25 protein-coding genes and 1 pseudogene are annotated in these 22,216 nt (G+C 64.2%); 16 read left to right on the top strand and 10 right to left on the bottom strand.

Going from position 1 to position 22,216, the window contains the following annotated elements:
- Positions 1 to 146 precede the first annotated feature (146 nt).
- The 4 genes from ACFQX9_RS13465 to ACFQX9_RS13450 all read left to right on the top strand — a co-directional run bounded on the left by ACFQX9_RS13465 (position 147) and on the right by ACFQX9_RS13450 (position 4,416).
- Positions 147 to 980, top strand: coding sequence for an AraC family transcriptional regulator (locus ACFQX9_RS13465; RefSeq protein WP_162496389.1), 834 nt, complete (start codon positions 147 to 149; stop codon positions 978 to 980).
- Positions 981 to 1,115: 135 nt separating this feature from the next.
- Positions 1,116 to 2,042, top strand: a complete 927-nt coding sequence (locus tag ACFQX9_RS13460; protein ID WP_018454117.1) for an SMP-30/gluconolactonase/LRE family protein — start codon at positions 1,116 to 1,118, stop codon at positions 2,040 to 2,042.
- A 117-nt stretch (positions 2,043 to 2,159) separates the two neighbouring features.
- The gene (locus tag ACFQX9_RS13455; protein ID WP_377788884.1) at positions 2,160 to 2,753 is read left to right on the top strand and encodes a GNAT family N-acetyltransferase; all 594 of its coding nucleotides are present in this window, start codon (positions 2,160 to 2,162) and stop codon (positions 2,751 to 2,753) included.
- A gap of 16 nt (positions 2,754 to 2,769) precedes the next feature.
- Positions 2,770 to 4,416: a GMC family oxidoreductase gene (locus tag ACFQX9_RS13450; protein ID WP_377788882.1), complete on the top strand. Its 1,647-nt coding sequence runs from the start codon at positions 2,770 to 2,772 to the stop codon at positions 4,414 to 4,416.
- A gap of 408 nt (positions 4,417 to 4,824) precedes the next feature.
- Here ACFQX9_RS13450 and ACFQX9_RS13445 read toward each other — a convergent pair whose 3' ends face one another.
- A complete protein-coding gene (locus ACFQX9_RS13445) occupies positions 4,825 to 5,667 on the bottom strand; it encodes a MoxR family ATPase (RefSeq protein ID WP_007600695.1) in 843 nt (280 codons plus the stop codon).
- A gap of 248 nt (positions 5,668 to 5,915) precedes the next feature.
- Between ACFQX9_RS13445 and ACFQX9_RS13440 the strand changes: the two genes are divergently transcribed.
- The 3 genes from ACFQX9_RS13440 (at position 5,916) to sseA (ending at position 8,621) form a co-directional block, all read left to right on the top strand.
- Complete coding sequence (locus ACFQX9_RS13440; protein ID WP_377788879.1) at positions 5,916 to 7,091, top strand: VWA domain-containing protein; 1,176 nt, start codon at positions 5,916 to 5,918, stop codon at positions 7,089 to 7,091.
- A gap of 42 nt (positions 7,092 to 7,133) precedes the next feature.
- The gene (locus ACFQX9_RS13435) at positions 7,134 to 7,547 is read left to right on the top strand and encodes a rhodanese-like domain-containing protein (RefSeq protein ID WP_018454122.1); all 414 of its coding nucleotides are present in this window, start codon (positions 7,134 to 7,136) and stop codon (positions 7,545 to 7,547) included.
- Between the two features lie 222 nt (positions 7,548 to 7,769).
- Positions 7,770 to 8,621: a 3-mercaptopyruvate sulfurtransferase gene (sseA, locus tag ACFQX9_RS13430; protein WP_085361463.1), complete on the top strand. Its 852-nt coding sequence runs from the start codon at positions 7,770 to 7,772 to the stop codon at positions 8,619 to 8,621.
- 2 nt (positions 8,622 to 8,623) lie between these two features.
- Here the strand turns inward: sseA and ACFQX9_RS13425 are convergent, their stop codons facing one another.
- Positions 8,624 to 9,466 carry a hypothetical protein gene (locus tag ACFQX9_RS13425; RefSeq protein WP_377788877.1) on the bottom strand — a complete coding sequence of 281 codons (843 nt, stop codon included), beginning with the start codon at positions 9,464 to 9,466 and terminating at the stop codon, positions 8,624 to 8,626.
- A 321-nt stretch (positions 9,467 to 9,787) separates the two neighbouring features.
- On the opposite strand from ACFQX9_RS13425, the gene ACFQX9_RS13420 reads away from it, so the two are divergent.
- Together ACFQX9_RS13420 and ACFQX9_RS13415 are read left to right on the top strand one after the other, a co-directional pair.
- Positions 9,788 to 10,978, top strand: a complete 1,191-nt coding sequence (locus tag ACFQX9_RS13420; RefSeq protein ID WP_377789038.1) for a L,D-transpeptidase family protein — start codon at positions 9,788 to 9,790, stop codon at positions 10,976 to 10,978.
- 156 nt (positions 10,979 to 11,134) lie between these two features.
- Complete coding sequence (locus ACFQX9_RS13415; protein ID WP_018454127.1) at positions 11,135 to 12,103, top strand: NAD(P)-dependent oxidoreductase; 969 nt, start codon at positions 11,135 to 11,137, stop codon at positions 12,101 to 12,103.
- A 4-nt stretch (positions 12,104 to 12,107) separates the two neighbouring features.
- Here the strand turns inward: ACFQX9_RS13415 and ACFQX9_RS13410 are convergent, their stop codons facing one another.
- Positions 12,108 to 13,070: a D-2-hydroxyacid dehydrogenase family protein gene (locus ACFQX9_RS13410; protein WP_377788874.1), complete on the bottom strand. Its 963-nt coding sequence runs from the start codon at positions 13,068 to 13,070 to the stop codon at positions 12,108 to 12,110.
- Between the two features lie 104 nt (positions 13,071 to 13,174).
- Complete coding sequence (locus ACFQX9_RS13405; protein ID WP_018454129.1) at positions 13,175 to 13,390, bottom strand: hypothetical protein; 216 nt, start codon at positions 13,388 to 13,390, stop codon at positions 13,175 to 13,177.
- A gap of 232 nt (positions 13,391 to 13,622) precedes the next feature.
- Here ACFQX9_RS13405 and ettA point away from each other — a divergent pair, with 232 nt between their 5' ends.
- Both ettA and ACFQX9_RS13395 read left to right on the top strand, forming a co-directional pair.
- Positions 13,623 to 15,272, top strand: a complete 1,650-nt coding sequence (gene ettA / locus ACFQX9_RS13400) for an energy-dependent translational throttle protein EttA (protein WP_377788872.1) — start codon at positions 13,623 to 13,625, stop codon at positions 15,270 to 15,272.
- A gap of 7 nt (positions 15,273 to 15,279) precedes the next feature.
- Entirely contained in the window at positions 15,280 to 16,506 is a 1,227-nt protein-coding gene (locus ACFQX9_RS13395; protein WP_377788870.1) for a lytic murein transglycosylase, read from the top strand.
- Between the two features lie 100 nt (positions 16,507 to 16,606).
- On the opposite strand, the gene ACFQX9_RS13390 is transcribed toward ACFQX9_RS13395, so the two are convergent.
- Entirely contained in the window at positions 16,607 to 16,891 is a 285-nt protein-coding gene (locus ACFQX9_RS13390; RefSeq protein WP_007613695.1) for a hypothetical protein, read from the bottom strand.
- Positions 16,892 to 17,102: 211 nt separating this feature from the next.
- Complete coding sequence (locus ACFQX9_RS13385; protein WP_018454132.1) at positions 17,103 to 17,447, bottom strand: hypothetical protein; 345 nt, start codon at positions 17,445 to 17,447, stop codon at positions 17,103 to 17,105.
- Positions 17,448 to 17,581: 134 nt separating this feature from the next.
- On the opposite strand from ACFQX9_RS13385, the gene ACFQX9_RS13380 reads away from it, so the two are divergent.
- The 3 genes from ACFQX9_RS13380 (at position 17,582) to bfr (ending at position 18,925) form a co-directional block, all read left to right on the top strand.
- A complete protein-coding gene (locus ACFQX9_RS13380; protein ID WP_377788868.1) occupies positions 17,582 to 17,869 on the top strand; it encodes a hypothetical protein in 288 nt (95 codons plus the stop codon).
- Between the two features lie 161 nt (positions 17,870 to 18,030).
- On the top strand, positions 18,031 to 18,303 hold the full coding sequence (locus ACFQX9_RS13375; RefSeq protein ID WP_377788866.1) for a bacterioferritin-associated ferredoxin: 273 nt from the start codon (positions 18,031 to 18,033) through the stop codon (positions 18,301 to 18,303).
- A gap of 133 nt (positions 18,304 to 18,436) precedes the next feature.
- Entirely contained in the window at positions 18,437 to 18,925 is a 489-nt protein-coding gene (gene bfr / locus ACFQX9_RS13370; protein ID WP_018454135.1) for a bacterioferritin, read from the top strand.
- A gap of 83 nt (positions 18,926 to 19,008) precedes the next feature.
- Here bfr and ACFQX9_RS13365 read toward each other — a convergent pair whose 3' ends face one another.
- The 4 genes and pseudogenes from ACFQX9_RS13365 to ACFQX9_RS13350 form a co-directional block, all read right to left on the bottom strand.
- Positions 19,009 to 19,611, bottom strand: coding sequence for an MSMEG_1061 family FMN-dependent PPOX-type flavoprotein (locus ACFQX9_RS13365; protein WP_026232674.1), 603 nt, complete (start codon positions 19,609 to 19,611; stop codon positions 19,009 to 19,011).
- Between the two features lie 51 nt (positions 19,612 to 19,662).
- Positions 19,663 to 19,854, bottom strand: a pseudogene (locus tag ACFQX9_RS13360) (hypothetical protein); the annotation flags it as partial.
- Positions 19,855 to 19,920: 66 nt separating this feature from the next.
- Positions 19,921 to 20,265, bottom strand: coding sequence for a hypothetical protein (locus tag ACFQX9_RS13355; RefSeq protein WP_085351861.1), 345 nt, complete (start codon positions 20,263 to 20,265; stop codon positions 19,921 to 19,923).
- Positions 20,266 to 20,410: 145 nt separating this feature from the next.
- Entirely contained in the window at positions 20,411 to 21,502 is a 1,092-nt protein-coding gene (locus ACFQX9_RS13350; RefSeq protein WP_018454138.1) for an alpha/beta fold hydrolase, read from the bottom strand.
- 126 nt (positions 21,503 to 21,628) lie between these two features.
- Between ACFQX9_RS13350 and ACFQX9_RS13345 the strand changes: the two genes are divergently transcribed.
- Both ACFQX9_RS13345 and ACFQX9_RS13340 read left to right on the top strand, forming a co-directional pair.
- A complete protein-coding gene (locus tag ACFQX9_RS13345) occupies positions 21,629 to 21,895 on the top strand; it encodes a DUF2277 domain-containing protein (protein ID WP_018454139.1) in 267 nt (88 codons plus the stop codon).
- A gap of 96 nt (positions 21,896 to 21,991) precedes the next feature.
- The gene (locus ACFQX9_RS13340) at positions 21,992 to 22,207 is read left to right on the top strand and encodes a hypothetical protein (protein WP_018454140.1); all 216 of its coding nucleotides are present in this window, start codon (positions 21,992 to 21,994) and stop codon (positions 22,205 to 22,207) included.
- Positions 22,208 to 22,216: the final 9 nt, after the last annotated feature.

The following is a 22,216-nucleotide window of genomic DNA, read 5'->3' as shown; positions in this document are numbered from 1 at the left end:
TTTCAAGGACGTCCCGAGTGTAGCCATGAACGCCCGGACGTTGCCAGTGGCTGTTCCGGCGTTATCCTCCTGCGGGACCGCAACGCCGATCAAGCGAAACCCGCGGACTTCCGTGCATCATGGTCGCGCTTCGAACGAGAAACGCCATGAACCCAGCCCAGCGCGCGCTCTGGTATGTCGAGAGCCATCTGGCCGAGCCGATGACGCTCGACGAGATCGCTGCGATATCGGGCGTGTCGCGGTTCCACATCGTGCGCGCGTTTGCCGTAGCCACCGGCCTGCCGGTGATGCGGTACGTGCGCGCGCGGCGGCTGAGCGAAGCGGCGCGCAGTCTTGCGAATGGCGCGCCGGACATCCTGTCGCTGGCGCTGGAGGCCGATTACGGCTCGCACGAAGCATTCACCCGCGCGTTCCGCGACCAGTTCGGCACCACGCCCGAAGCGGTGCGCGCCGCGCAATGCACCGGCCATCTCAAGCTTCAGGAGCCGATCCTCATGGATTCAACCATCTCGGACAAACTCGCCAACCCGCGCTTCGAAACCACAAAGGCCTTCCTCGTCGCAGGCATCAGCGAGCGCATCTCCTGCGACAACGGCGCGGCCATTCCTGGACTGTGGCAGCGCTTCCACCAGGAGGTCGCCGACATTCCCGCGCGCGTTGGACCGGTCGCCTATGGCGTCTGCTGCAACGGCGACGATGCCGGCAATTTCGACTACATTGCCGGCGTCGAGGTCGCCGATTTCTCCGAACTGCCGCGCCCCTTCGGCCGTATCCGCATCCCCGAGCAGCGCTATGCGGTGTTCACCCACACCGACCACGTCGCCTCGATCAGGCGCACCGTCAACGCGATCTGGAATCAGTGGCTGCCGGCCTCCGGCCTGAAGGCTGCCGATGCGCCGAACTTCGAGCGCTACGACGAGAAATTCGATCCCGCCACCGGCAATGGCGGCCTGGAGATTTGGATACCCGTGCGAGATTAGCGCGCAACGCTGGCATACCATCCGGCTTGCTTGGCAAGCCCCGGTGACTTTGTCATAACCGCAGGCAATCTTGCGTGTGGGGCCCGTGCCGGACATCCCGCGCAAGTCATAACAAGCAGCCGGGAGGGTCCCCACATGTCCAACGTCCGCGTTCTCGCCACCGACCTCGAATTTCCCGAAGGGCCGGTCGTGATGCCGGACGGCTCGGTCGTGCTGGTGGAAATCCGCGGCCAGCGCCTGACCCGAATCCATCCCGACGGGCGCAAGGAGGTCGTCGCGAAGATTCCGGGCGGCCCGAACGGCGCAGCCCTCGGCCCCGACGGCAAGATCTACATCTGCAACAATGGCGGCTTCTCCTGGATCCCGACCCGCAACATGATCATGCCGGGTCCGCAGCCCGACGGCTATCTCGGCGGCTCGATCCAGCGCGTCGATCTGCAATCCGGCCAGATCGAAACCGTCGTGACCAGATGCGGCGAGCACGATCTGCGCGGGCCGAACGATCTGGTGTTCGACAAGCAGGGCGGCCTCTGGTTCTCCGATCTCGGCAAGCGCCGCGCGCGCGAGATGGACGTCGGCGGCATGTACTATCTCAAGCCCGGCATGAAGGAGATCGTCGAGGTCGTCCACGGCGTGTTGCCGGCGAACGGCATCGGCCTCTCGCCGGACGAGACCACCGTCTACATCGCGGAGACGCCGACGGGCCGGCTCTGGGCCTACGAGCTCTCCGCGCCCGGCACGCTCAAGCCGCGCGACGCGATCTATCGCGGCGAGCGGGGCAAACCGATCTGCGGCCTCGGCGGCTACCAGATGTTCGATTCGCTGGCGGTCGAAGCCAACGGCAATGTCTGCGTCGCCACCCTCGTCTCCGGCTGCATCTCGGTGATCGCGCCCGATGGCACGCTGGTCGAGCAGATCCCGACCGGCGACCGCGTCACCACCAACATCGCCTTCGGCGGCCCCGAGCTGAAGACCGCCTACATCACCCTCTCCGGCAAGGGCGAGCTGATCGCCATGGACTGGCCGCGCAGCGGTTTGCCGTTGAATTTCCTTAACAAGTAAACGGTGCTAGTGACCATCATTGCAACCGAAGCGAAGCAATCCAGGAATGCGTCCGCGGTGACAGTCTGGATTGCTTCGTCGCTTCGCTCCTCGCAATGACAAAGGAGAGAGTTTCAAATGCCCTGGCCTGATCCCATCACCCTGCGCGGACAGCATGCCGCTCTGGAGCCGCTGTCGCATCAGCACCGCGAGGGGCTGAGCGAGGCCGTGAAGGATGGTGAGCTCTCCACCATCTGGTACACCGCAATCCCGACGCCGGACAACATGGGCAAGGAAATCGACCGCCGGCTCGGTCTTCAGGCCGCCGGCTCGATGCTCCCCTTCACCGTATTCGATGGCAGCGGCAAGATCGTGGGCATGACGACCTACATGAACATCGATGGGGCCAACCGCCGCGTCGAGATCGGCTCGACCTGGTATGGTAAGAGCGCGCAACGCGGCCCGCTCAACACGCAGTGCAAATTGCTGCTGCTCACCCACGCCTTCGAAACCCTGGACTGCATCGCGGTGGAATTCCGCACCCACTTCTTCAATCACCAGAGCCGCCGCGCCATCGAGCGCCTGGGCGCCAAGCAGGACGGCATCCTGCGCAGCCACCAGGTCGCGCCGAACGGCACGCTACGCGACACCGTGGTCTACAGCATCACCGCGGCCGAATGGCCTACGGTGCGAACGCATTTGAATTATCAACTCAACGACAAGCCGCGCTAGAGGCGGCCGAGGCACCATGGACAGATTTGATTATGTGATCGTCGGCGCGGGCTCCGCCGGTTGCGTGCTCACCAGCCGGCTGAGCGAAAACCCTGCGACCAGCGTTTGCGTGCTCGAGGCCGGCCCGAGCGACTGGCATCCCTACATCCATCTGCCGGCCGGCTTCATCAAGACCTTCCACATGAAGAGCATCAACTGGGCCTACCAGCAGGAGGTCGGACCCTGGACCGGCGGCCGCAGCATCTACGCGCCGCGCGGCAAGACGCTCGGCGGTTCGTCCTCGATCAACGGCCACATCTACAACCGCGGCCAGCGCATGGATTTCGACACCTGGGCGCAGATGGGCAATCGCGGCTGGGGCTATGCCGACGTGCTGCCCTACTTCCGGCGGCTGGAGAAGCGGGTCGGCGAGGGCGAGGACATTTATCGCGGCCGCGAAGGCAATCTCACCGTCACCACCATGAACTGGCGCGATCCGCTTTGCGAAGCCTTCATGGAAGGCGCGGTGAGCCTCGGCATTCCGCGCAACCCCGACTACAACGGCAAGACCCAGGAAGGCGTCTCCTATTGCCAGCGCACCATCGACAAGGGCTTGCGCGTCTCCGGCGCCACCGCTTTCCTCAAGCCCGCGATGAAGCGGCCGAACGTGCATGTCCGCACCCACGCGCATGCGACCGAGATCATCTTCGAGGGCAAGCGCGCCGTCGGCGTGCGCTACATGAAGGTCGGTCATGGCGGCACGCCGGTCGAGGTCCGCGCCAACAAGGAAGTGATCCTCTCCGGCGGCACCTATAATTCGCCGCAGCTGCTCCAGTTGTCCGGCATCGGCTCACCGGATCTGTTGCAGGCCCACGGCATCGCCGTGCGTCACGCGCTTCCGGTCGGCGAAGGCCTGCAAGATCACTACGCCCCGCGCACGGTCGCGCGCGTCAAGGACATCAGGACCATCAACGAGCTCCGCCGCGGCTGGCGTCTCTGGGTCGAGGCGATGAAATGGGCGACCGCGCGCAAAGGCCTGCTGTCGCTGTCGCCGACCATGGTCTACTGCTTCTGGCACTCCGGCGAGAGTGCGGAGAGCTCCGACCTCCAGCTCACCTTCACACCGGCGAGCTACAAGGAAGGCGTGCAGGGCCAGCTCGAGGACGAGCCCGGCATGACGGTGGCGTCCTGGCAGCAGCGCCCCGAGAGCCGCGGCTATGTCCGCATCCGCTCGGCAGATCCGTTTGCGCCGCCGATCATCCAGACCAACTATCTTGACGCCGAGCTCGACCGCCGGGTCATCGTCGGCGGCATGAAGCTCGCGCGCAGGCTTTTGAAGAGCGCGCCGCTGTCGCCCTATTACGCCTACGAGGATTTCCCCGGACCCAACGTCAATACCGACGACGAGTTTTTGGCGGCCGCCACCGAGCGCGGCACCACCACCTTCCACCCCGGCTGCACCTGCCGCATGGGCCCGGCGGATTCCACCTGGGCGGTGGTCGACGATCAGCTCCGCGTTCACGGGTTGCAAGGTCTCCGCGTCATCGATGCCTCCGTGATGCCGCGCATGATCTCGGCGAACCTCAATGCCTCAACCATGATGATCGCCGACCGCGCCTCGGACTTGATCCGCGGCAAGAAGCCGATGGAAGCCGCGCGCGTGCCGGATGCGGCGGTGGCGTAGCAAGGTCTCGTGCTCCGGACGCAGCGCAGCGCTTCCCCGGCGATGCGAAGCATCGTCCGGTGCAGCTGTGCGCTGCAGAGCCGGAGGCCCATCTCACGCGACCTTGGTCGCCCCTCGCGATTTGAAGCGCGAGTTGGAGAGGGCGATGCTCACCCTTGCTCCGTCATCGCGAGCGCAGCGATGCAATCCAGGATCTTTCCGCGGAGGCAGCCTGGATTGCTTCGCTGCGCTCGCAATGACGAGGTGGAGAGAGTGCGCCACACTCTCGGTGTCATCGCCCGGTTTGACCTGGCGATCCAGTATTCCAGAGGCGGTTATGATTGATTCGAGAAGCCGCGGCGTACTGGATTCCCCGCCTTCGCGGGGAATGACACCGGAAGGTGGGGCGGCAGCGGAGTGCGCTCGAACCTACACTTCCCTCCGGCTCAGGAACGCCAATCGCTCGAACAGATGCACGTCCTGCTCGTTCTTGAGCAGCGCACCGTGCAGTGGTGGGATCAGCTTGCGCGGGTCGCGCTCGCGCAACTGCTCGACGCTCATGTCTTCGTTGAGCAGCAGTTTGAGCCAGTCCAGAAGCTCTGAGGTGGAGGGCTTCTTCTTCAACCCGGGCACTTCGCGGACCTCGAAGAAGATGCGCAGGGCTTCCTCGACCAGCCGCTTCTTGATGCCGGGGAAGTGGACGTCGACGATCCGGGTCATGGTGTCGGCATCGGGGAACTTGATGTAGTGGAAGAAGCAGCGGCGCAGGAACGCGTCCGGCAGCTCCTTCTCGTTGTTGGAGGTGATCATCATGATCGGGCGCTGCTTGGCCTTGATCGTCTCGCCGGTCTCGTAGACGTGGAATTCCATGCGGTCGAGCTCAAGCAGGAGATCATTTGGGAATTCGATGTCGGCCTTGTCGATCTCGTCGATCAGCAGCACCGGGCGCTGCTCGGCGGTGAAGGCATCCCACAGCTTGCCGCGCTTGATGTAGTTCTTGATGTCGGACACGCGGGCATCGCCAAGCTGGCTGTCGCGAAGGCGCGATACCGCGTCGTATTCATAGAGGCCTTGCTGTGCCTTGGTGGTGGACTTGATGTGCCAGGTCAGAAGCGGGGCGTTCAGCGCCTTCGCCACTTCCTCCGCCAGCACCGTCTTGCCGGTGCCGGGCTCGCCCTTGATGAGCAGCGGGCGCTCCAGCACGATCGAGGCATTGACCGCGACCTTGAGATCGTCGGTCGCAACATAGTCCTTGGTGCCGGTAAATTTCATCGCGCGTCCTTGTTGGTCGTCGTCCCAGGAATTGCCAGTTTCATGGCCCTGGTCCAACAAACGGAACGGCCGCGCGTGGCGGCCGTTCCTGGTTCGGTCAGGCTTTCAGACCCGTTTTATCAGCGAAAGGATGACGAGCACAATCGCTCCGCCAATCCCGCCTGGCGGACAATCCTGCCCAGAGCTCGTCGGGTGGGGTCTCCGAGGCGCCCCTTGACGCCGACAATCCAAAGGGCAATCTGTCACCCATGTTCCTGCAATTCTTCACTTCTCTGCGCGATGCGCAGGTCCCCGTGACGCTGCGCGAATACCTCACGCTGATGGAGGCGCTCGACGCCGACCTCGCGGACTACTCGGTCGAGAATTTCTACTATCTCTCGCGCACCTCCCTGGTGAAGGACGAGCGCAACCTCGACAAGTTCGACCGCGTCTTCGGCACCGTCTTCAAGGGGCTGGAAAGCCTGCTCGACGCCATGGAGGGGGCCGAGATCCCCGAGGAGTGGCTGAAGAAGCTCGCCGAGAAATACCTGACCGACGAAGAGAAGAAGCAGATCGAGGCCATGGGCTGGGACAAGCTCATGGAGACCCTGAAGAAGCGTCTCGAGGAGCAGAAGGGCCGTCATCAGGGCGGCTCGAAGTGGATCGGCACCGCCGGCACCTCGCCGTTCGGCGCTCATGGTTACAATCCCGAAGGCATTCGCATCGGCCAGGACAAGAACCGCAACAACCGCGCCGTCAAGGTGTGGGACAAGCGCGAGTTCAAGGATCTGGACGGCAATGTCGAGCTCGGCATCCGCAACATCAAGGTGGCATTGCGCCGCCTGCGCAAATTCGCGCGCACCGGCGCGCCGGATGAACTCGATCTCGACACCACCATCCGCGAGACCGCCAATCACGGCTATCTCGACGTGCACATGCGGCCCGAGCGCCGCAACGCGGTGAAGCTGCTAGTGTTCTTCGACATCGGCGGCTCGATGGACGCGCATATCGAGCAGGTCGAGGAGTTGTTCTCGGCGGCGAAGAGCGAGTTCAAGCACATGGAGTATTTCTACTTCCACAATTGCCTCTATGAAGGCGTGTGGAAGCAGAACAAGCGGCGCTTTACCGACCGCACCCCGACCTGGGACGTGCTGCACAAATACCCGCACGATTACAAGATCGTGTTCGTCGGCGACGCCTCGATGTCGCCCTACGAGATCATGCTGCCCGGCGGCTCGGTCGAGCACGTCAACGAGGAGCCCGGCTCGGTCTGGCTCGACCGCATCATCCGTACCTATCCGCATTCGGTGTGGCTGAACCCCGTGCAACAGAAGCACTGGGACTATTCGGAATCCACCACCATCATCAAACGCATCTTCGCCAACCGCATGTATCCGATCACGATCGAGGGACTTGAAGGTGCGATGAAGGAATTAACGCACTAGCTCGCGCTCCGCGCCCGGAATGACAACAAGAGGGAGGACCACGTGCCCCAGACCATCACCCGTGGCATCAAGGCGCTGATCGACGAGGCCAATGCCGAGATCGAGACGCTCACCGCCAAAGACGCCATCGAGATCTCCAAGAACGGCGACGTCGTCATCGTCGACATCCGCGATCCCCGCGAGATCGAGCGCGACGGCCGCATCCCCGGCGCGTTCGCCTGCACCCGCGGCATGCTCGAATTCTGGATCGATCCGCAGAGCCCTTATGCCAAGCCGGTGTTCCAGGAGGACAAGAAGTTCGTCTTCCATTGCGCCGGCGGCTTGCGCTCTGCGCTCGCCGCCAAGACTGCGCAGGACATGGGCCTCAAGCCCGTCGCCCACATCGCGGGCGGCTACGCCGCCTGGCGCGACGCCGGCGGGCCGACCCAACAGTGGGAGCCGAAGAAGAAGGGGTGAGGGTGCTGCGCTGCCGCTCCAATCTCCGGCGTCATTCCCCGCGAAAGCGGGGAATCCAGTACGCCGCGGCCTCTCGGCTCAATTACAATCGCCTCTGGAATACTGGGTCGCCCGGTCCTAGTGCGCAATTGCGCACTGGCCGGGCGATGACAGCGGAGTTGGATGCGCACTGCTTCAACCTCGCTCACGTTACGCTCGCGCGGAATAATAGAAAGATCTCGCATGCCCACCGATCCCCTCGTCTCTACCGAATGGCTCGCCGCCCACATCAATGACGCCAACGTCAAGGTGCTCGACGCCAGCTTCAAGCTGCCGGGTGTGCTGCCATTGCCGAAGGACGATTATCTCGCCGCGCATCTGCCGGGCGCGGTGTTCTTCGACGTCGATGCGATCTCGGACCATTCCAACCCGCTGCCGCACATGTATCCGAGTGCCGAGCAGTTCGGCCGCGACGTCGGTCATCTCGGCATCTCCAATGCCGACACCGTCGTGATCTATGATGCCGGCGGCTGGGTCGCTGCTCCCCGCGCGTGGTGGATGTTCCTGGCTTTCGGGCACGGCAATGTGCGCATCCTCAATGGCGGCCTGAAGAAGTGGCGCGCCGAGGGGCGTCCGGTCGAGAGTGGCGAGGCGAAGCCGAAGCCTGCGACGTTCACGGCCAGCTACGATTCAAAACGCGTGCGCAGCATGCAGCAATTGATCGCCAACGTCGAAAGCCGTGCCGAGCAGGTGATCGACGCGCGCGCCGCCGACCGGTTCGAGGGCCGGGCGCCGGAGCCGCGCGCAGGCATCCGCTCCGGCCATATCCCGGGCGCGCGCAACGTGCCCTACAATCTCCTGTTCGACGCCGCGACCGGCACGATGAAGCCGCTTGATGATCTCCGCGCTGCCTTTACCAACGCCGGCGTCAGGCTCGATGCGCCGATCGTGACGAGCTGCGGCTCCGGGGTCTCCGCCGGCGTGCTGACATTGGCGCTCTATCGCCTCGGCATCACCGACACCGCGCTCTACGATGGCTCATGGTCGGAATGGGGCCAGGAAAAGGGACCGCCGATCGCAACCGGGCCGGCGTAACCCTACTGACGTGCGCGCGCGGTCGTCGTTGCGGCGAGCGTGGGTTGCGGTTGTCCGAACGGATCGAGTTGCTGAACCGGCGGCGGCGCGCGCCGGACAATGCGGCGGCGCTTCTTGACGCGATGCGCCCGCGGCTTGGTCGCCTTGCTCTCCGGCGACCTGCTGTCGGCCTTAGAGCCGGCCTTGGCCTTCGCCGGCGGACCCTCCCAGGCCGTGGTCGCCGGGTCGTTCAATGCGGCGAACTTCGCGCTCGCCATGTCGAACCTGGACGAAGCCGAGGCTCCGCTGGGTGCGGCAGGTGTTGGTTTGCTCGCGAGAGCGATCGAAACGGGCTTGGCCTCGGCGATGGATGCGCTGGCGTCGGCCGGAGTAAGCGTGTTGCTTGAGGCCTGCACCGCGGCGTCCGTCGTCGTCTCGGCCTTGGTCTCCGCATTGGCCGGTTCGGCCGGGACGTCAGCCGGAGGTGCAACGACCTGCGGCTGACCGTCGGTCTCGGTCGTCAGCGCGACCACTTGTTCGGGCTCGCTCATCGGCAGTGCGATGGTCGGGACTTGATCGCGCAGCGACGGCGTCGGATCGGTGGCCGCTTCCGGCTCGGCGCGGAGGACCGCGAGCACCGGCTGGGCCGGCTCGGGAGCTTGTGCAAACACCTGCTCCTGCGGGCCGTTCCGCCAGGAGGGGTTGCTGACATACTGCTCGTGGCTCGCCCGCAGCAGCGCGGCGGCGCCCAGGCCGAATACCAGGATGGAGGCTGACAGCAGGATCGCGGCAAACAGGAAGCGAAAGCCGGGAAGCATCGAGGGATTGCGAATTTCCGCCCCGGCGGCGAAGTGGCCAGGGCCCATGAGCCATCTGAACGCGGTGACGGTACTGCTTGCCGCGTTCGCCACGCGGGGATCGAAGCTCAAAGCGGAGGCGAATCAGGCTAATTCGAACATACCGCAACGATTCCGTGCCGTTCCGTAAAAAACGGAGCCGGCGACTCCGGCGATCTCGGGCGTGGGCTGATTTTCGCCCCGTGATGCAAGGAGGCAACGGTAGTCTTGCGGATCACAAATCGGCAAATCAGGCACAAATCCGCCTGTAATGTCTTGAATGTGCCGCTATCTTCCGTCATCTGGCCGTTAACGGTCCGGACGGGGCCCGGGGACTATACAAGAGCGATGATGATCAAACATTTTCTGACGATATGCGCTGCCGCAACAGTCGCTGCGGCGGGAACCTCGCTCGCACAGGCCCAGAGCTATCCGATCCAGCAGGCGCCGAGCTATGGCGCGCCGCCGGCCGAATATCGGCCCGGCGACCGCGCGCCGAGTTTCGACGCGCTCGACGATGAAGATGACGCGATGCCGCAGGCAGCGCTGCCGCCGCCCGGCCCGGATCCGCGCTACGGCCGTCCGCCCGGCGCTCCTCCGGTGTATTCCGCCGCGCCGCCGCAGGGCCCGGTGATGTCGCCCGACGATCCCCGTTATGGCCGTCCCGCAGGTGCCCCCGTCTACTCGGCCGCGCCGCCGCAGGGTCCCGTGACGTCACCCGACGATCCGCGCTACGGCCGCCCTGCCGGCCCGCCCGCGGTGATCTACGCCGATCGTCCGGCTCAGGCGCCCGGCAGTGATGGCCTGCGTCCGCCCGAGGTGGTCGGTGGTCCCGCCGCGACCGGAACGGTCCAAGCTGGGCAGCCGCCCGTTGGTGCCGACGGTCGGCCGATGGCGATCGCCTCGCTGCCGCCCGAGGAGCAGCCTGACGCTGCTCCGGCGCAGCTGCCGCAGAACCTGCGCCGTCAGGAGGTCTCGCTGGCGACCAAGGAGCCGGCCGGAACACTCATCGTCGATACCCCAAATACCTACCTCTATTACGTGCTGGGCAACGGCCGTGCGATCCGCTACGGCGTCCGCGTTGGCCGGGACGGCTTCACCTGGACCGGCGTGCAGAAGATCACCCGCAAGGCCGAGTGGCCGGATTGGCATCCGCCGACCGAGATGATCGAGCGCCAGCCCTATCTGCCGCGTTTCATGGCTGGCGGTCCCGGCAATCCGCTCGGCGCCCGCGCGATGTATCTCGGCTCGACCGTCTACCGCATTCACGGCACCAACCAGCCCTCGACCATCGGCAAGTTCGTGTCCTCCGGCTGCATTGGCATGCTGAACGAGGACGTCTCCGACCTCTTCGATCGCGTCAAGGTCGGCACCCGCGTGGTCGTGATGCCGGGTGGTCCGCCGCCGGGAACTGCGACCGCATCCGCCGCGCCCGTGCCCGTCGCTGCAGGCCCTGCGCCAATGGCCGCGCAGACCGGTCCGGTCGGAGGCACCCAGCCGACAGTGGTGCCGCCGTTGCCCGCACCCGTCACCGTGCGCTGAACCATCCTCGCAAGAATTGATCTGATGACGGCGCGTGGCCTTCGGTCACGCGCCGTCATCATTTGACGCATGCGTGCAGGTCTCACTTGCGCATACTTGAACGGCTCCGCACCTCGATTACGTCCGGGAGGATTGCAACGAATTGAGGAGCACAGGATGCGCATCTTTGTTGCGGGCGCGACCGGCGCGGTCGGTCAGTATCTTGTTCCGGCGCTGGTCGCCGCGGGTCATTCGGTGATCGGCACGACACGGAGTGCGGCAAAAACAGACCTTGTACGGCGATTGGGTGCGGAGCCGGTCGTTGCCGACGGCCTCGATGCCGACAGCATGCGCGCTGCGGTGATTGCGGCAAAGCCCAACGCCGTCATCCACCAGATGACAGATCTCGCGGCCGCCACGGACCTCCGGCATTTCGATCGGGCTTTCAAGCGAACCAACGAGCTCCGCACCCGCGGAACCGACATTCTGCTCAACGCCGCGCGCGAGGCCGGCGCCAAGCGCTTCATCGCGCAAAGCTTCTGCGGCTGGACCTTCAGTCGCGCCGGCGGAACGGTGAAGATCGAGACCGATGAACTCGACTCGAATCCACCGCGAGAGCTGCGACGCACGCTCGAGGCAATCCGCTATCTGGAGCGAATCATCACCGCTTCGACGAAGCCGGAGGGCATCGTGCTGCGCTATGGATTCTTCTATGGACCCGGCACCGGCACGCTCTCGCCGGCGATGATCGACCAGCTGCGCCACCGGCGTGTGCCGGTGATCGGTGACGGCGGCGGCACGTGGTCGTTCATTCACACCGAAGATGCAGCCTCTGCCACGCTCGCCGCGCTTGAACGCGGACGCACCGGCAGCATCTACAATATCGTCGACGATCATCCGGCGCCGGTGAAGGATTGGTTGCCCGCGCTGGCCGAACTCCTCCGTGCCAAGCCGCCGCGTCACATCCCCGCCTGGCTCGGGCGCCTGCTTGCGGGCGAGCATATGGTTGCGATGATGACGGAGGTGCGTGGAGCCTCCAACGGCAAGGCCAAGCGCGAGCTCGGTTGGCTGCCGGCGCATGCCTCCTGGCGCGACGGCTTTGCCGATGCGGCACGGCAGCCCACCAGCCAGCGCTCGGCGGCCTGAGGCATCACGCCAGCTTGCGCGGCAGCTCACTGCCCTTGGTGAAGGCGTCGATCGCCTCGATCATCTGGCCGTAATGGATGCGCAAGCCGTCCTCGGTGGCGTAGCCGAGGTGCGGCGTCAGCACGAGGTTGTCGAGCTTGCGGAAGGGATGGTCCGTCGGCAGCGGCTCGACCGAGAATACGTCGATGCCGGCGCCTGCAATCCTCTTCTGCTGCAACGCCTCGAGCAGTGCCTGCTCGTCCACGATCGGCCCGCGCGCGGTGTTGACGAGGAAGGCCGTCGGTTTCATCCGCGCGAGATCGGAAGCCCCGACCAGCCCGCGCGAGCGCTCGCTCAGCACCACATGGATGCTGACGATGTCGGCCTTGGCGAACAGCTCCTCCTTGGTGGCGTAGCCGACGCCGGCGTCCTTGCACTTCTCCGGGGTCAGGTTCGGGCTCCAGGCGATCACGTTCATGCCGAACGCCTTCGCGATATCAGCCATCTTGCTGCCGAGCTTGCCGAGCCCGACGACGCCGAGCGTCAATCCCTCGATCTCGACGCCGGCAAAGGCCTGCCAGGGCTCGCCCGCATGCATGCGCGCGTTCTCGCGGCCGATGCCGCGGGTCAGTTCCAGGATCAGGCCCATGGTGAGGGGCGCGGTCGGATCGCGCGAATATTGCGTGCCGCCGATCGTGACGCCCCGCGCCTTGGCGGCCTCCATGTCGATCGAGGCGTTGCGCATGCCTGACGTCAGCAGGAGCTTCAGCTTCGGCAGGCTTTCGAACAGGCTCTTGGGGAACGCGGTGCGCTCGCGCATCGCGCAGACGATCTCGAAATCGGCCAGCGCGCTCGCCGCGGCCTGCTCGGAGGCGAAGGGATGGCTGAACACGGTGACGTCGATGCGGTCGGACAGGCTTTGCCAATCGGCGACGTCGAGGGCGAGGTTGAAATAGTCGTCGAGAATTGCACAGCGCAGCCGCGTCATCAGCGTTCTTCCATGGCGAGAGGTGGAACCAGGCCATGGTTGCGCGCAATCAGGACCGTGCGCAAGCCGTTCGCGTCTTCAAAAATCCGACAGGTGATAAAGGCTCAGAGGTCGCGGGGCTTGAGCCGGAACGGCGCATTCATGCCGTGCTTGGCGCGCCAGGCCGGGCCGGGGCCGCGCATGTAATGCAGTTCGGGCCGGTAGGGGTTGAAAGCGGTGGCAAAGAAGCGCTTCCAGAAGCCCTTGATCTCCGAGGCAAATGCGGAGGCGCTGCCGGCTTCCGCCGGAACGGGAAGGGAGTTGGTCTCGATCATGGCCATGACGCTGTCTCGCTGTGCTCCCGTTCATTCTGAGCGGGTGGCGCTGTTTCCGCGCGAAACCGAGCTTTGGCCTGATTTATTAAAAGATGGTTTCAATTGTCCGGATCGGCGGTGGGATGGTGTCCGTTCCGTATTCATCCGTGGTGAACGGAGGGAAAACATTGCCCTTTGGGGGCGGGGTCGCTACATCGGCGGCAAGCAAATTTCCTCAAATCGAAGGTTTTCGGGACCGATGGCGCGCCAGTTCATCTATTTCATGCAGGGCCTGACCAAGAGCTACCCGACTCGGAAGGTGCTCGATAACATCCATCTGAGCTTCTACCCGGACGCCAAGATCGGCGTGCTCGGTGTCAACGGTTCGGGCAAGTCGACGCTGCTCAAGATCATGGCCGGCCTCGACAAGGAGTATAACGGCGAGGCCTGGGTCGCCCAGGGCGCCCGCGTCGGCTATCTCGAGCAGGAGCCGCATCTCGATCCGGCACTCAGCGTGCGCGAGAACGTCATGCTGGGCGTTGCCAAGCAGAAGGCTATCCTCGATCGCTACAACGAGCTGGCGATGAACTATTCCGAGGAGACCGCCGACGAGATGACCAAGCTGCAGGACGAGATCGAGGCCCAGGGCCTCTGGGATCTCGACAGCAAGGTCGACCAGGCCATGGACGCGCTGCGCTGTCCGCCCGACGATGCCGACGTGTCGAAACTCTCCGGCGGTGAGCGCCGCCGCGTCGCGTTGTGCAAGCTGCTGCTCGACCAGCCTGAGTTGTTGCTGCTGGACGAACCGACCAACCATCTCGACGCGGAATCGGTGTCGTGGCTGGAAGGCCACCTGCGCAACTATCCCGGCGCGATCCTGATCGTCACCCATGACCGCTACTTCCTCGACAACGTCACGAGCTGGATTCTCGAGCTCGATCGCGGCAAGGGCATTCCCTACGAGGGCAATTACTCGTCCTGGCTGCAGCAGAAACAGAAGCGGCTCGAGCAGGAGGGCCGCGAGGACGCTGCGCATCAGAAGACGCTGGCCCGCGAGCAGGAATGGATCGCGTCCTCGCCGAAAGCGCGCCAGGCCAAATCCAAGGCGCGCTATCAGCGCTATGACGAACTGCTGAAACAGGCGAGCGAAAAGCAGACACAGACCGCCCAGATCACGATTCCCGTGGCCGAGCGACTGGGTCAGAACGTGGTCGACTTCGAAGGGCTCAGCAAAGGTTTCGGCGATCGCATGCTGATCGACGATCTCACTTTCAAGCTGCCGCCCGGCGGTATCGTCGGCGTGATCGGCGCCAACGGCGCCGGCAAGACCACGCTGTTCAGGATGATCACCAAGCAGGAAGAGCCGGACAAGGGCACCATCACGATCGGCGAGAGCGTTCATCTCGGTTACGTCGATCAGTCCCGCGACGCGCTCGACGGCAGCAAGAACGTGTGGGAGGAGATCTCCGGCGGCAACGAGCTGATCCTGCTCGGGAAGAGGGAAGTCAATTCACGCGGCTATTGTTCGTCGTTCAACTTCAAGGGCGCCGACCAGCAGAAGAAAGTCGGCGCGCTCTCGGGCGGTGAACGCAACCGCGTGCACCTTGCGAAAATGCTGAAATCCGGCGCCAACGTGCTGCTGCTCGACGAGCCGACCAACGACCTCGACGTCGACACGCTGCGTGCGCTCGAAGAGGCGTTGGAGGATTTCGCTGGCTGCGCCGTCATCATCAGCCATGATCGCTGGTTCCTCGATCGCATCGCGACCCACATCCTTGCCTTCGAAGGCGAGAGCCATGTCGAATGGTTCGAGGGCAACTTCCAGGACTACGAGAAGGACAAGATGCGCCGGCTCGGCCAGGACAGCATCATTCCGCATCGCGTGAAGTACAAGAAGCTGACGCGGTGATCTCGGCATGATGCGGCGGGTGCTCATAGCTGCGGTGATCGCTATCACCTGCGGCCTGTCGCCCGCCCGCGCTGCCGACCTCGCCTTCACGCAGTTCATCGCCTCGCTCTGGCCGGAGGCCGAGGCCGCCGGCGTGTCGCGCGCGACGTTCGAGCGAGAGACGCGCGGGCTCGAGCCGGACTACAAGCTGCCGGATCTGATCCTGCCGGGGCGGCCCGCAACAGGGGCGCCGTCGCAGGCGGAGTTCGTGCAGGTGCCGGCCGACTATGTCAGGGAAGCCTCGATCGCGCGGCTTGCGGGCGAGGGGCAGCGGTTGCTGCAAAAATATCGCCCCGCGCTGACCGAGATCGAGAAAAACTCCGGCGTGCCTGCTACCGTGATGCTGGCGATCTGGGGCCGCGAGACCGATTACGGCCGCTATACGCTGCCTTACGATCTCGTCCGCGTGCTGGCGACGCAGGCCTATGTTGGCCGCCGCAAGGACAGCTATCGCAACGAGTTCATCCTCTCGCTGAAAATTCTCGGTGACGGCGTAGTGACACGCAAGGACATGCGCTCGTCCTGGGCCGGTGCGACCGGGCTCACGCAATTCCTGCCGTCCGAATATTACAAGCATGGCGTCGATTTCGACCGCGACGGCCGCATCGACATCTGGCACTCGGTGCCGGATGCGCTGGCCTCCGCCGCGCAGCAGCTCGTCAACAAGGGCTGGCAGAGCGGTGTACGCTGGGCCTACGAGGTGCAGGCACCGGCCAAAGTCGATTGCACCGCCGGCGTGCCCGAGGTGACGAAGCCGATCGGCCAATGGCTGCGCGAAGGCTTTGTACCGGTGCGTGGACAAAAGCTCACTGCCGCCGAGCAGGCACAGCCGGCCTCCCTGCTGCAGCCTGAAGGCATCTACGGCCCGTCCTTCCTGACCACGAAGAACTACTTCGTGATCAAGGAATACAATTTTTCCGACCTCTACGTGCTGTTCGTCGGACATCTCGCCGACCGCATGACGAGCCCGCAACCGTTCGCGACCCCATGGTCTGCCTCGAAGCAATTGCGGACCAAGGACGTCGAGGCGATGCAGCGGGGGCTCACGCGCGTCGGGCTCTACAAGGACAAGGTCGACGGCAAGGCCGGCATGCAGACGCGCGCTGCGCTCGGCGCCTACCAGAAGTCGGCAGGCCTCAAGGTCGATTGCTGGCCGAGCGAAGAGGTGCTGCGCTCGATCCAGGCGGCGCGATAGGTGCGCAGGGCTGATAACGCAGGGTTGGCAAAAGAAAAAGCCCGGCCGAGGTGCTCGGCCGGGCTTCGATCGCGGCGCTCATGAGCGCCATGCGATCAGATCAGTAGCAAACGCGAACCGGGCGGACGGTCCAGCCGTAGCCATCCCAGTAGCGCTGGCGCTGCCAGTAGCAGGGCGGGGGCGGCGGGCCGGGCTCGGCCACATAAACCGGTCCACCATAGGCGGGACGGCTCGATGCGATGGCGCCGCCGACGATCGCGCCGCCGATCAGGCCGGCTGCGATGCCGACGCCGACCCCGTCATGGGCCTGGGCGGACGGCGTGGCGGTCACCAGCGAACCGGCGATCGTCGCAACCGTGAGGGCGGCAACTAAAGTCTTCTTCATACTCTTGGCTCTCCTGAGAGATGGATGCTCCTTGTTAGGAGCGCCCGGGGTTCAAAGGTTCACGCAGACTCTGATGGAATTGGCCTTGCAGCTAGGAAGCGCGCAAATGGTCAATCCGCGGTAAACGCACACGGAGCTGTGACGAGAAAAAGCGGTCTTTTTCAGGCCCCTGAATGAACGGCGCATCTGGAATGAGCCGGTTGGGGCGACTTCAGCCACAGACTCTGGCGCGGCGGACGCGCCAGGCATAACCGTCCCAGAAGCGCTGCTTCTGCCAGACGCAGCCGTTGCCGTAATAGTCGTCCGCGACGTAGCCCGGGCCCGGCGCATAGTAGCGCGGCGGATAGTAGCCGGCGCCATATCCGGGACCATATGCGTAGCCCGGGCCAGGGCCTGGACCGTAATAATACGGAGAGGCCAGCGCCCCACCGACAATGGCGCCGCCGATGATTCCGGCTGCCACACCCGCGGCGACGCCGCGTTGCGCCTGGGCTGGTGTAATGGCGCTAAGGGCCACAGCGGCGACGGCAGCAATTGCCAGGAGCGACTTCTTCATTGGCTGACCTTTCGAGCAAACACGCGGGAACTCTTTGAGGGTAAAGTTCCATACTTCGTTTGAATGATCAATGAACGGCACCTTTGCCCGGGGCGACCAATCGGTAGGGACCGCAGCCCAGCCAGGGGAGGGCGATGATGGGTAACGCGATGATAAATGCATTGATCGCTGCCGGGATCGTCTTCGCGATCGGCTACGGCTGGATCACCCATCTCCAGAACCGCGGCCAGCGGCGCTCCCGCGCCGGGGCCAGCGGCAATAGCGGTGGCGACACCTCCGCGGGCACGAGCGACGGCTTCTCATTGGGGAGCTGGTTTTCCAGCGATAGTTCCAGCAGCTCGACCGACGGCGGCAGCTGTTCCAGCAGCGATGGCGGCAGTAGTGGCGGAGATTGCGGGGGCGGCGATGGTGGAGGCGACTAGATCCGCCGCAATCTTGATCCAGAGCAAGGCCCTGTTTTAGAGCCGTTCTAGGCTGTTTGCGGGCTAGTTTGGAATAGCTTCAAATTCCGCTTTTTCCTTTTGCATCCGGCCGGCCCCTTAAATATCGATGATGGCGCATCACCAAAGGGCCTGCCGCTTCCATGATCGTTTGTTCCTGTAACGTGCTGAGCGATGACGACATCCGCGCCGCCGTCGCCGAGTCCGACGACGCCGTGCGCCATGCCAAGCAGGTCTATGGATGTCTCGGCTGTAGCGCCGAATGCGGCCGCTGCGCCCGGACGATCAAGACCATTATCGATGAAGCGCTCGGCCCCTGTGCCTCGTCCTGCTGCTCCGGCTGCCCGCACAACCACACTGTGGCTGCCAATGACGGGACGGCCCAGCCGGCCGAGTTCGCCCTCGCGGCCTGCTGAAATCTTCCGCAACCCTTACTGAGCTTTTCCCCGGCTGCGTCTCCGTAGCCGGTTGCCCCAGTCTTCAAACTCATTTAGAAGCGTTCTAAATTCGGTTTACGGCCGATTTGGACCGCAAGAGCTGGAGTGAACCATGCAGGGCGACGCAAAAGTTATCGACTATCTCAACAAGGCGCTGCGTCACGAGCTGACTGCGATCAACCAGTACTGGCTGCACTACCGGTTCCTCGACAATTGGGGCCTGCGGGACATGTCCAAGGTCTGGCGCAAGGAGTCCATCGAGGAGATGGAGCACGCCGATAAGCTCACCGAGCGAATCCTGTTCTTCGACGGCTTCCCGAACATGCAGGTGCTCGATCCCTTGCGCATCGGCCAGAACGTCAAGGAGATCATCGAGTGCGATCTCGCCGCCGAGATGAGCGCGCGGGCGCTCTATCAGGAAGCGGCGACCTACTGCCACAGCGTCAAGGACTACGTGACGCGTGATCTGTTCGAGAAGCTGATGAGCGACGAGGAGCACCACATCGACTTCCTCGAGACCCAGCTCGACCTGATCGGCCGCATCGGCCTCGAACTCTACACCCAGAAGCACGTTGGCGGGCTCGAGGGGGACGGGCATTAGTTCGGCGCGTTAGCGATGGCACAACTCCGTATCGGCCTGATGCGCGATTGCGCACCAGGCCGGGACGACAGCCTGGACGCCAGCTACAACTGCGTCTTGTAGAGCTCTTCCACGATCTCCTGACTCTGCGGCTCACCAAGGCCGGTCTGCTCGTGGACCACCTCGACGATGCTCGGCATCACCGAGCGGGGCACCTTCTCGGACGACCAAAGCTTCGAGCGCATCAGTGCCTTGCCGCAGTGGAAATAGACTTCGCTGACGGCGACGTTCAGCACCGCGCGCGGCGACTTGCCAAACTCCACCATCGAGGCGAGCAGGTCCGGATCGGCGGACAGCGAGCCGCGGCCGCCGACGCGCAGCGTCTCGTCGATGCCGGGGACGAAGAACAACAGATGCACGAAGCCCGAGCCCTCGACGACATTTCGAAAACTGTCGATCCGGTTGTTGCCGGAGCGATCAGGCATCAGCAGCTGGTTGGGGCCGGCGACGTGGACGAAGCCAACGCCGCCGCCGCGTGGTGAGGCATCGACGCTGCCGTCCGCTCCCGATGTCGCGAGCACGCAGAACGGCGACATCTCGATGAATTTCTTCGCATGCGTGTCGATTGCGGGGCGCGCTTTCGCGATCACGCGCGGGCTCGGCTGGGCATAGATGGTGGCGAGGTCTTCGGCGCAAAGATCAGTCACGAAGGTCGCCCTGGTGGAATGCCCCGAGAATATCATCTCTCGGCCCGATCGCTATCCCCCTTTGTCACGCCGCCGCGTCCAGTCGATCACGCCAGCGCAGTTCAGAGCCCACCAGATCAGGACTGGCTGCAGCGCCAGCCGCGGCCCGTGATAGAGCCAGCTGTTGGAGATGGGTGGAAGGTCGATGCCCTCCAGGACCTGCTTGATGCTTGCCGCCCACACGCAAGGCGGATAGAGCGCGAGCTCGCGTTCTGTCGTTCACAGGAGCTATCGGCCGAGCTAGCACGCGCCGCGTCGAGGCGCTTCGCGCTACACCGCATCCGCCGGCACGAAGCAACTGATGATGATGGCGCCGCGGTGACGGACGTACCACACCACGGCCTGGCCGACCGGATTGCCGCGGTCGCGGATGATGGCGCGCTCGGGCACCTCCATCCATTGTCCCTCGATCGGCACCCAATAGGCACCGCTGCGCACGTCGTACTCCGTGCGATGGCCGTCGGAGACGTCACAGCATGGCACGCCGTTCGGTGCGATCACGCTCTTGAACCAGGCGCGGATGTCGGGCGGGACGTGATCATATTGCCCGTTGTCGAACGCGAACGCGGCGCCCGTCAGTGCGGCCAGCCAAACGCACAGTGCGAGCCTGTGCATGCGATCCTCCTCATCGCGTGTCGTGCCGTTGGCGCGCGATTATCCCGCGCGTCGATTCGGACATCGACGCAATTAAGCCCGAGCCGTCAGCGTAATGCATGCTCAAATAATATGCGGGCTAGACGGCCGTTGATGCGATGCAAAATCAGCGGCGCGCAGATTCGATCGTTTGCTGCGGCGCGGCTTGCAGAAATTGCTGGACCTGCTCGCTGTAGAATTTGGCGTTTCCGGTGGTGCCGTGGCCGCGCGTCTCGGTGCTTGCCGGAATGAGATACAGTTTGCTGTTCTTGACCCGCGTCATCGCAGCGTCCGTGATGCCGGTCTCAGGCGGGTTGCGTTCGTCGTCGGCTGAATTGATCAGCAGCAGCGGCGCTTCGATGGCCTCCAGCTTCTCGCCGGCATTGTAGTTATGCGAAGACTCCCACTGGTAGACGAAGTCGTTGGCATCTGCCGTGATCGGCATGGCCAGCCGCTCGTCGACGATCTTGTCGGCCTTCGCCGCCGTCGGCGCCTGCGATTGATAGGCCAGCGTTCCACCGATGCTCGCGATGCCGTAGGCGGTGATGGCGTATTTCATCATGCGCGGCTGGCTGGTGTAATTCCCGCCGTTGTAGTCGGGGTCGCTGCGGATGGTGTCGAGCATGATCCGCCGCAGCATCCAGTTTCGGGATGCCATCTCGGTCGGCTGCGAGGCCATCGGGATCAGCGCGTCCATCGCCTTCGGATATTTCTCGCCCCACAACCAGGTGTGCATGCCGCCCATCGAATTGCCGATGACGAGCCGCAGATGCTTGACCCCGAGCCCTTCCGTCACCAGGCGATACTGAGCTTCGACCATGTCGTCGTAATCGTATTTCGGGAAGCTCGTCTTCATCCCGTCGGACGGTTTTGACGATTTGCCATGGCCGATGTTGTCGGGGATGATGATGTAATATTTGGAGGCATCCAGTGGCTGCCCCGCGCCGAACAGCTCGCCGCCGAAGGCCGGCGACAGCATGCTCGCGCCCGAGCCGCCGGTGCCGTGCAGCACAAGGACCGGCTGGCCGCTCGGCTCCCCCACGGTGGTGTAGTGCAGCTTCAGCTCCGGCATGGTCTCGCCGGTGTGGAACTTGAAATCCTTGGCGATCCAGTCGCCCTGCTTCGGCGCCGGATAATCAGCCGCCCATGCGGACGTCGAGATGGCCGCCAACGAGACGGACAACAGGATGGCTGACAGCGCCGCGCAGGAAGCTTTCATGTCTATTTCCCCCGTGCGGCTCTGGTCGGCGGCCGCGTTGCGGCGGAACTTAGCAGAACTGTGCGGAAGGATGTAGGATTTCGTTTTCGCCGGTCGTCCTTTGGGGGAAAGGTCAGGAGAGACTGCATGTGCCGCAACATCAAGACGCTGTTCAACTTCGAGCCGGAGGCGACCGAGGATGAGATCCACGCCAGCGCGCTCCAGTTCGTTCGAAAACTGTCCGGCTTCAACAAGCCGTCGCAGGCCAACGAGGCGGCCTTCGATCGTGCGGTGGCGGAGGTCTCGGAGGCTGCGCGAAAACTCCTGACGTCGCTGCACACCCATGCGCCGGCGCGTGATCGTGAGGTCGAAGCGGAAAAGGCCAAGGAACGTTCGCGGCTGCGGTTCGGTTAGGCGGCTCGAAGGTCCGTTCCGTGACCTGCCTCACGGTGACAACGGTCTCAGCGCGCGATGATGTTCGCCGGGCTTTTGACACCCCGGAGCACGACCATGAGCCGCCCCCTTCTTCCGCTGAAAGCAGGTGCCATCGTTTTCACGTTGCTGTGGACCGCGTGGATGACGTGGTGGAGCGGCTCGTTCTCGAGCGCGAACGTCGTGATCCTGGCCTTGTGCGGCGCAGCGGTCGGCTATCTCTGGTACCGCGCCATGCGCTGGCAGTTCGAGCGCATGGGCATGCTGCCGCGACGCGAGAATGGGACGAAATAGATTCGTCCG

The sequence above is a fragment of the Bradyrhizobium sp. GCM10028915 genome (assembly GCF_042666195.1).
Taxonomy (GTDB): Bacteria; Pseudomonadota; Alphaproteobacteria; order Rhizobiales; family Xanthobacteraceae; genus Bradyrhizobium; species Bradyrhizobium canariense_D.
The sequence above is the reverse complement of the archived record's forward strand: the minus strand, read 5'-3'. Positions and strand labels throughout refer to the sequence as shown.

What these genes read in the sequence shown, in the direction of transcription:
- ACFQX9_RS13375 (WP_377788866.1), top strand. Translation starts at nt 18,031, where the DNA reads ATGATCGTTTGTTCCTGTAACGTGCTGAGCGATGACGACATCCGCGCC.
- sseA (WP_085361463.1), top strand. Translation starts at nt 7,770, where the DNA reads ATGCCCACCGATCCCCTCGTCTCTACCGAATGGCTCGCCGCCCACATC.
- ACFQX9_RS13340 (WP_018454140.1), top strand. Translation starts at nt 21,992, where the DNA reads ATGAGCCGCCCCCTTCTTCCGCTGAAAGCAGGTGCCATCGTTTTCACG.
- ACFQX9_RS13425 (WP_377788877.1), bottom strand. Translation starts at nt 9,466, where the DNA reads ATGGGCCCTGGCCACTTCGCCGCCGGGGCGGAAATTCGCAATCCCTCG.
- ACFQX9_RS13440 (WP_377788879.1), top strand. Translation starts at nt 5,916, where the DNA reads ATGTTCCTGCAATTCTTCACTTCTCTGCGCGATGCGCAGGTCCCCGTG.
- ACFQX9_RS13350 (WP_018454138.1), bottom strand. Translation starts at nt 21,502, where the DNA reads ATGAAAGCTTCCTGCGCGGCGCTGTCAGCCATCCTGTTGTCCGTCTCG.
- ACFQX9_RS13390 (WP_007613695.1), bottom strand. Translation starts at nt 16,891, where the DNA reads ATGAAGAAGACTTTAGTTGCCGCCCTCACGGTTGCGACGATCGCCGGT.
- ACFQX9_RS13410 (WP_377788874.1), bottom strand. Translation starts at nt 13,070, where the DNA reads ATGACGCGGCTGCGCTGTGCAATTCTCGACGACTATTTCAACCTCGCC.
- ACFQX9_RS13345 (WP_018454139.1), top strand. Translation starts at nt 21,629, where the DNA reads ATGTGCCGCAACATCAAGACGCTGTTCAACTTCGAGCCGGAGGCGACC.
- ACFQX9_RS13450 (WP_377788882.1), top strand. Translation starts at nt 2,770, where the DNA reads ATGGACAGATTTGATTATGTGATCGTCGGCGCGGGCTCCGCCGGTTGC.
- ACFQX9_RS13405 (WP_018454129.1), bottom strand. Translation starts at nt 13,390, where the DNA reads ATGGCCATGATCGAGACCAACTCCCTTCCCGTTCCGGCGGAAGCCGGC.
- bfr (WP_018454135.1), top strand. Translation starts at nt 18,437, where the DNA reads ATGCAGGGCGACGCAAAAGTTATCGACTATCTCAACAAGGCGCTGCGT.
- ACFQX9_RS13355 (WP_085351861.1), bottom strand. Translation starts at nt 20,265, where the DNA reads ATGCACAGGCTCGCACTGTGCGTTTGGCTGGCCGCACTGACGGGCGCC.
- ACFQX9_RS13445 (WP_007600695.1), bottom strand. Translation starts at nt 5,667, where the DNA reads ATGAAATTTACCGGCACCAAGGACTATGTTGCGACCGACGATCTCAAG.
- ACFQX9_RS13380 (WP_377788868.1), top strand. Translation starts at nt 17,582, where the DNA reads ATGATGGGTAACGCGATGATAAATGCATTGATCGCTGCCGGGATCGTC.
- ACFQX9_RS13420 (WP_377789038.1), top strand. Translation starts at nt 9,788, where the DNA reads ATGATCAAACATTTTCTGACGATATGCGCTGCCGCAACAGTCGCTGCG.
- ACFQX9_RS13460 (WP_018454117.1), top strand. Translation starts at nt 1,116, where the DNA reads ATGTCCAACGTCCGCGTTCTCGCCACCGACCTCGAATTTCCCGAAGGG.
- ACFQX9_RS13455 (WP_377788884.1), top strand. Translation starts at nt 2,160, where the DNA reads ATGCCCTGGCCTGATCCCATCACCCTGCGCGGACAGCATGCCGCTCTG.
- ACFQX9_RS13385 (WP_018454132.1), bottom strand. Translation starts at nt 17,447, where the DNA reads ATGAAGAAGTCGCTCCTGGCAATTGCTGCCGTCGCCGCTGTGGCCCTT.
- ACFQX9_RS13465 (WP_162496389.1), top strand. Translation starts at nt 147, where the DNA reads ATGAACCCAGCCCAGCGCGCGCTCTGGTATGTCGAGAGCCATCTGGCC.
- ettA (WP_377788872.1), top strand. Translation starts at nt 13,623, where the DNA reads ATGGCGCGCCAGTTCATCTATTTCATGCAGGGCCTGACCAAGAGCTAC.
- ACFQX9_RS13395 (WP_377788870.1), top strand. Translation starts at nt 15,280, where the DNA reads ATGATGCGGCGGGTGCTCATAGCTGCGGTGATCGCTATCACCTGCGGC.
- ACFQX9_RS13415 (WP_018454127.1), top strand. Translation starts at nt 11,135, where the DNA reads ATGCGCATCTTTGTTGCGGGCGCGACCGGCGCGGTCGGTCAGTATCTT.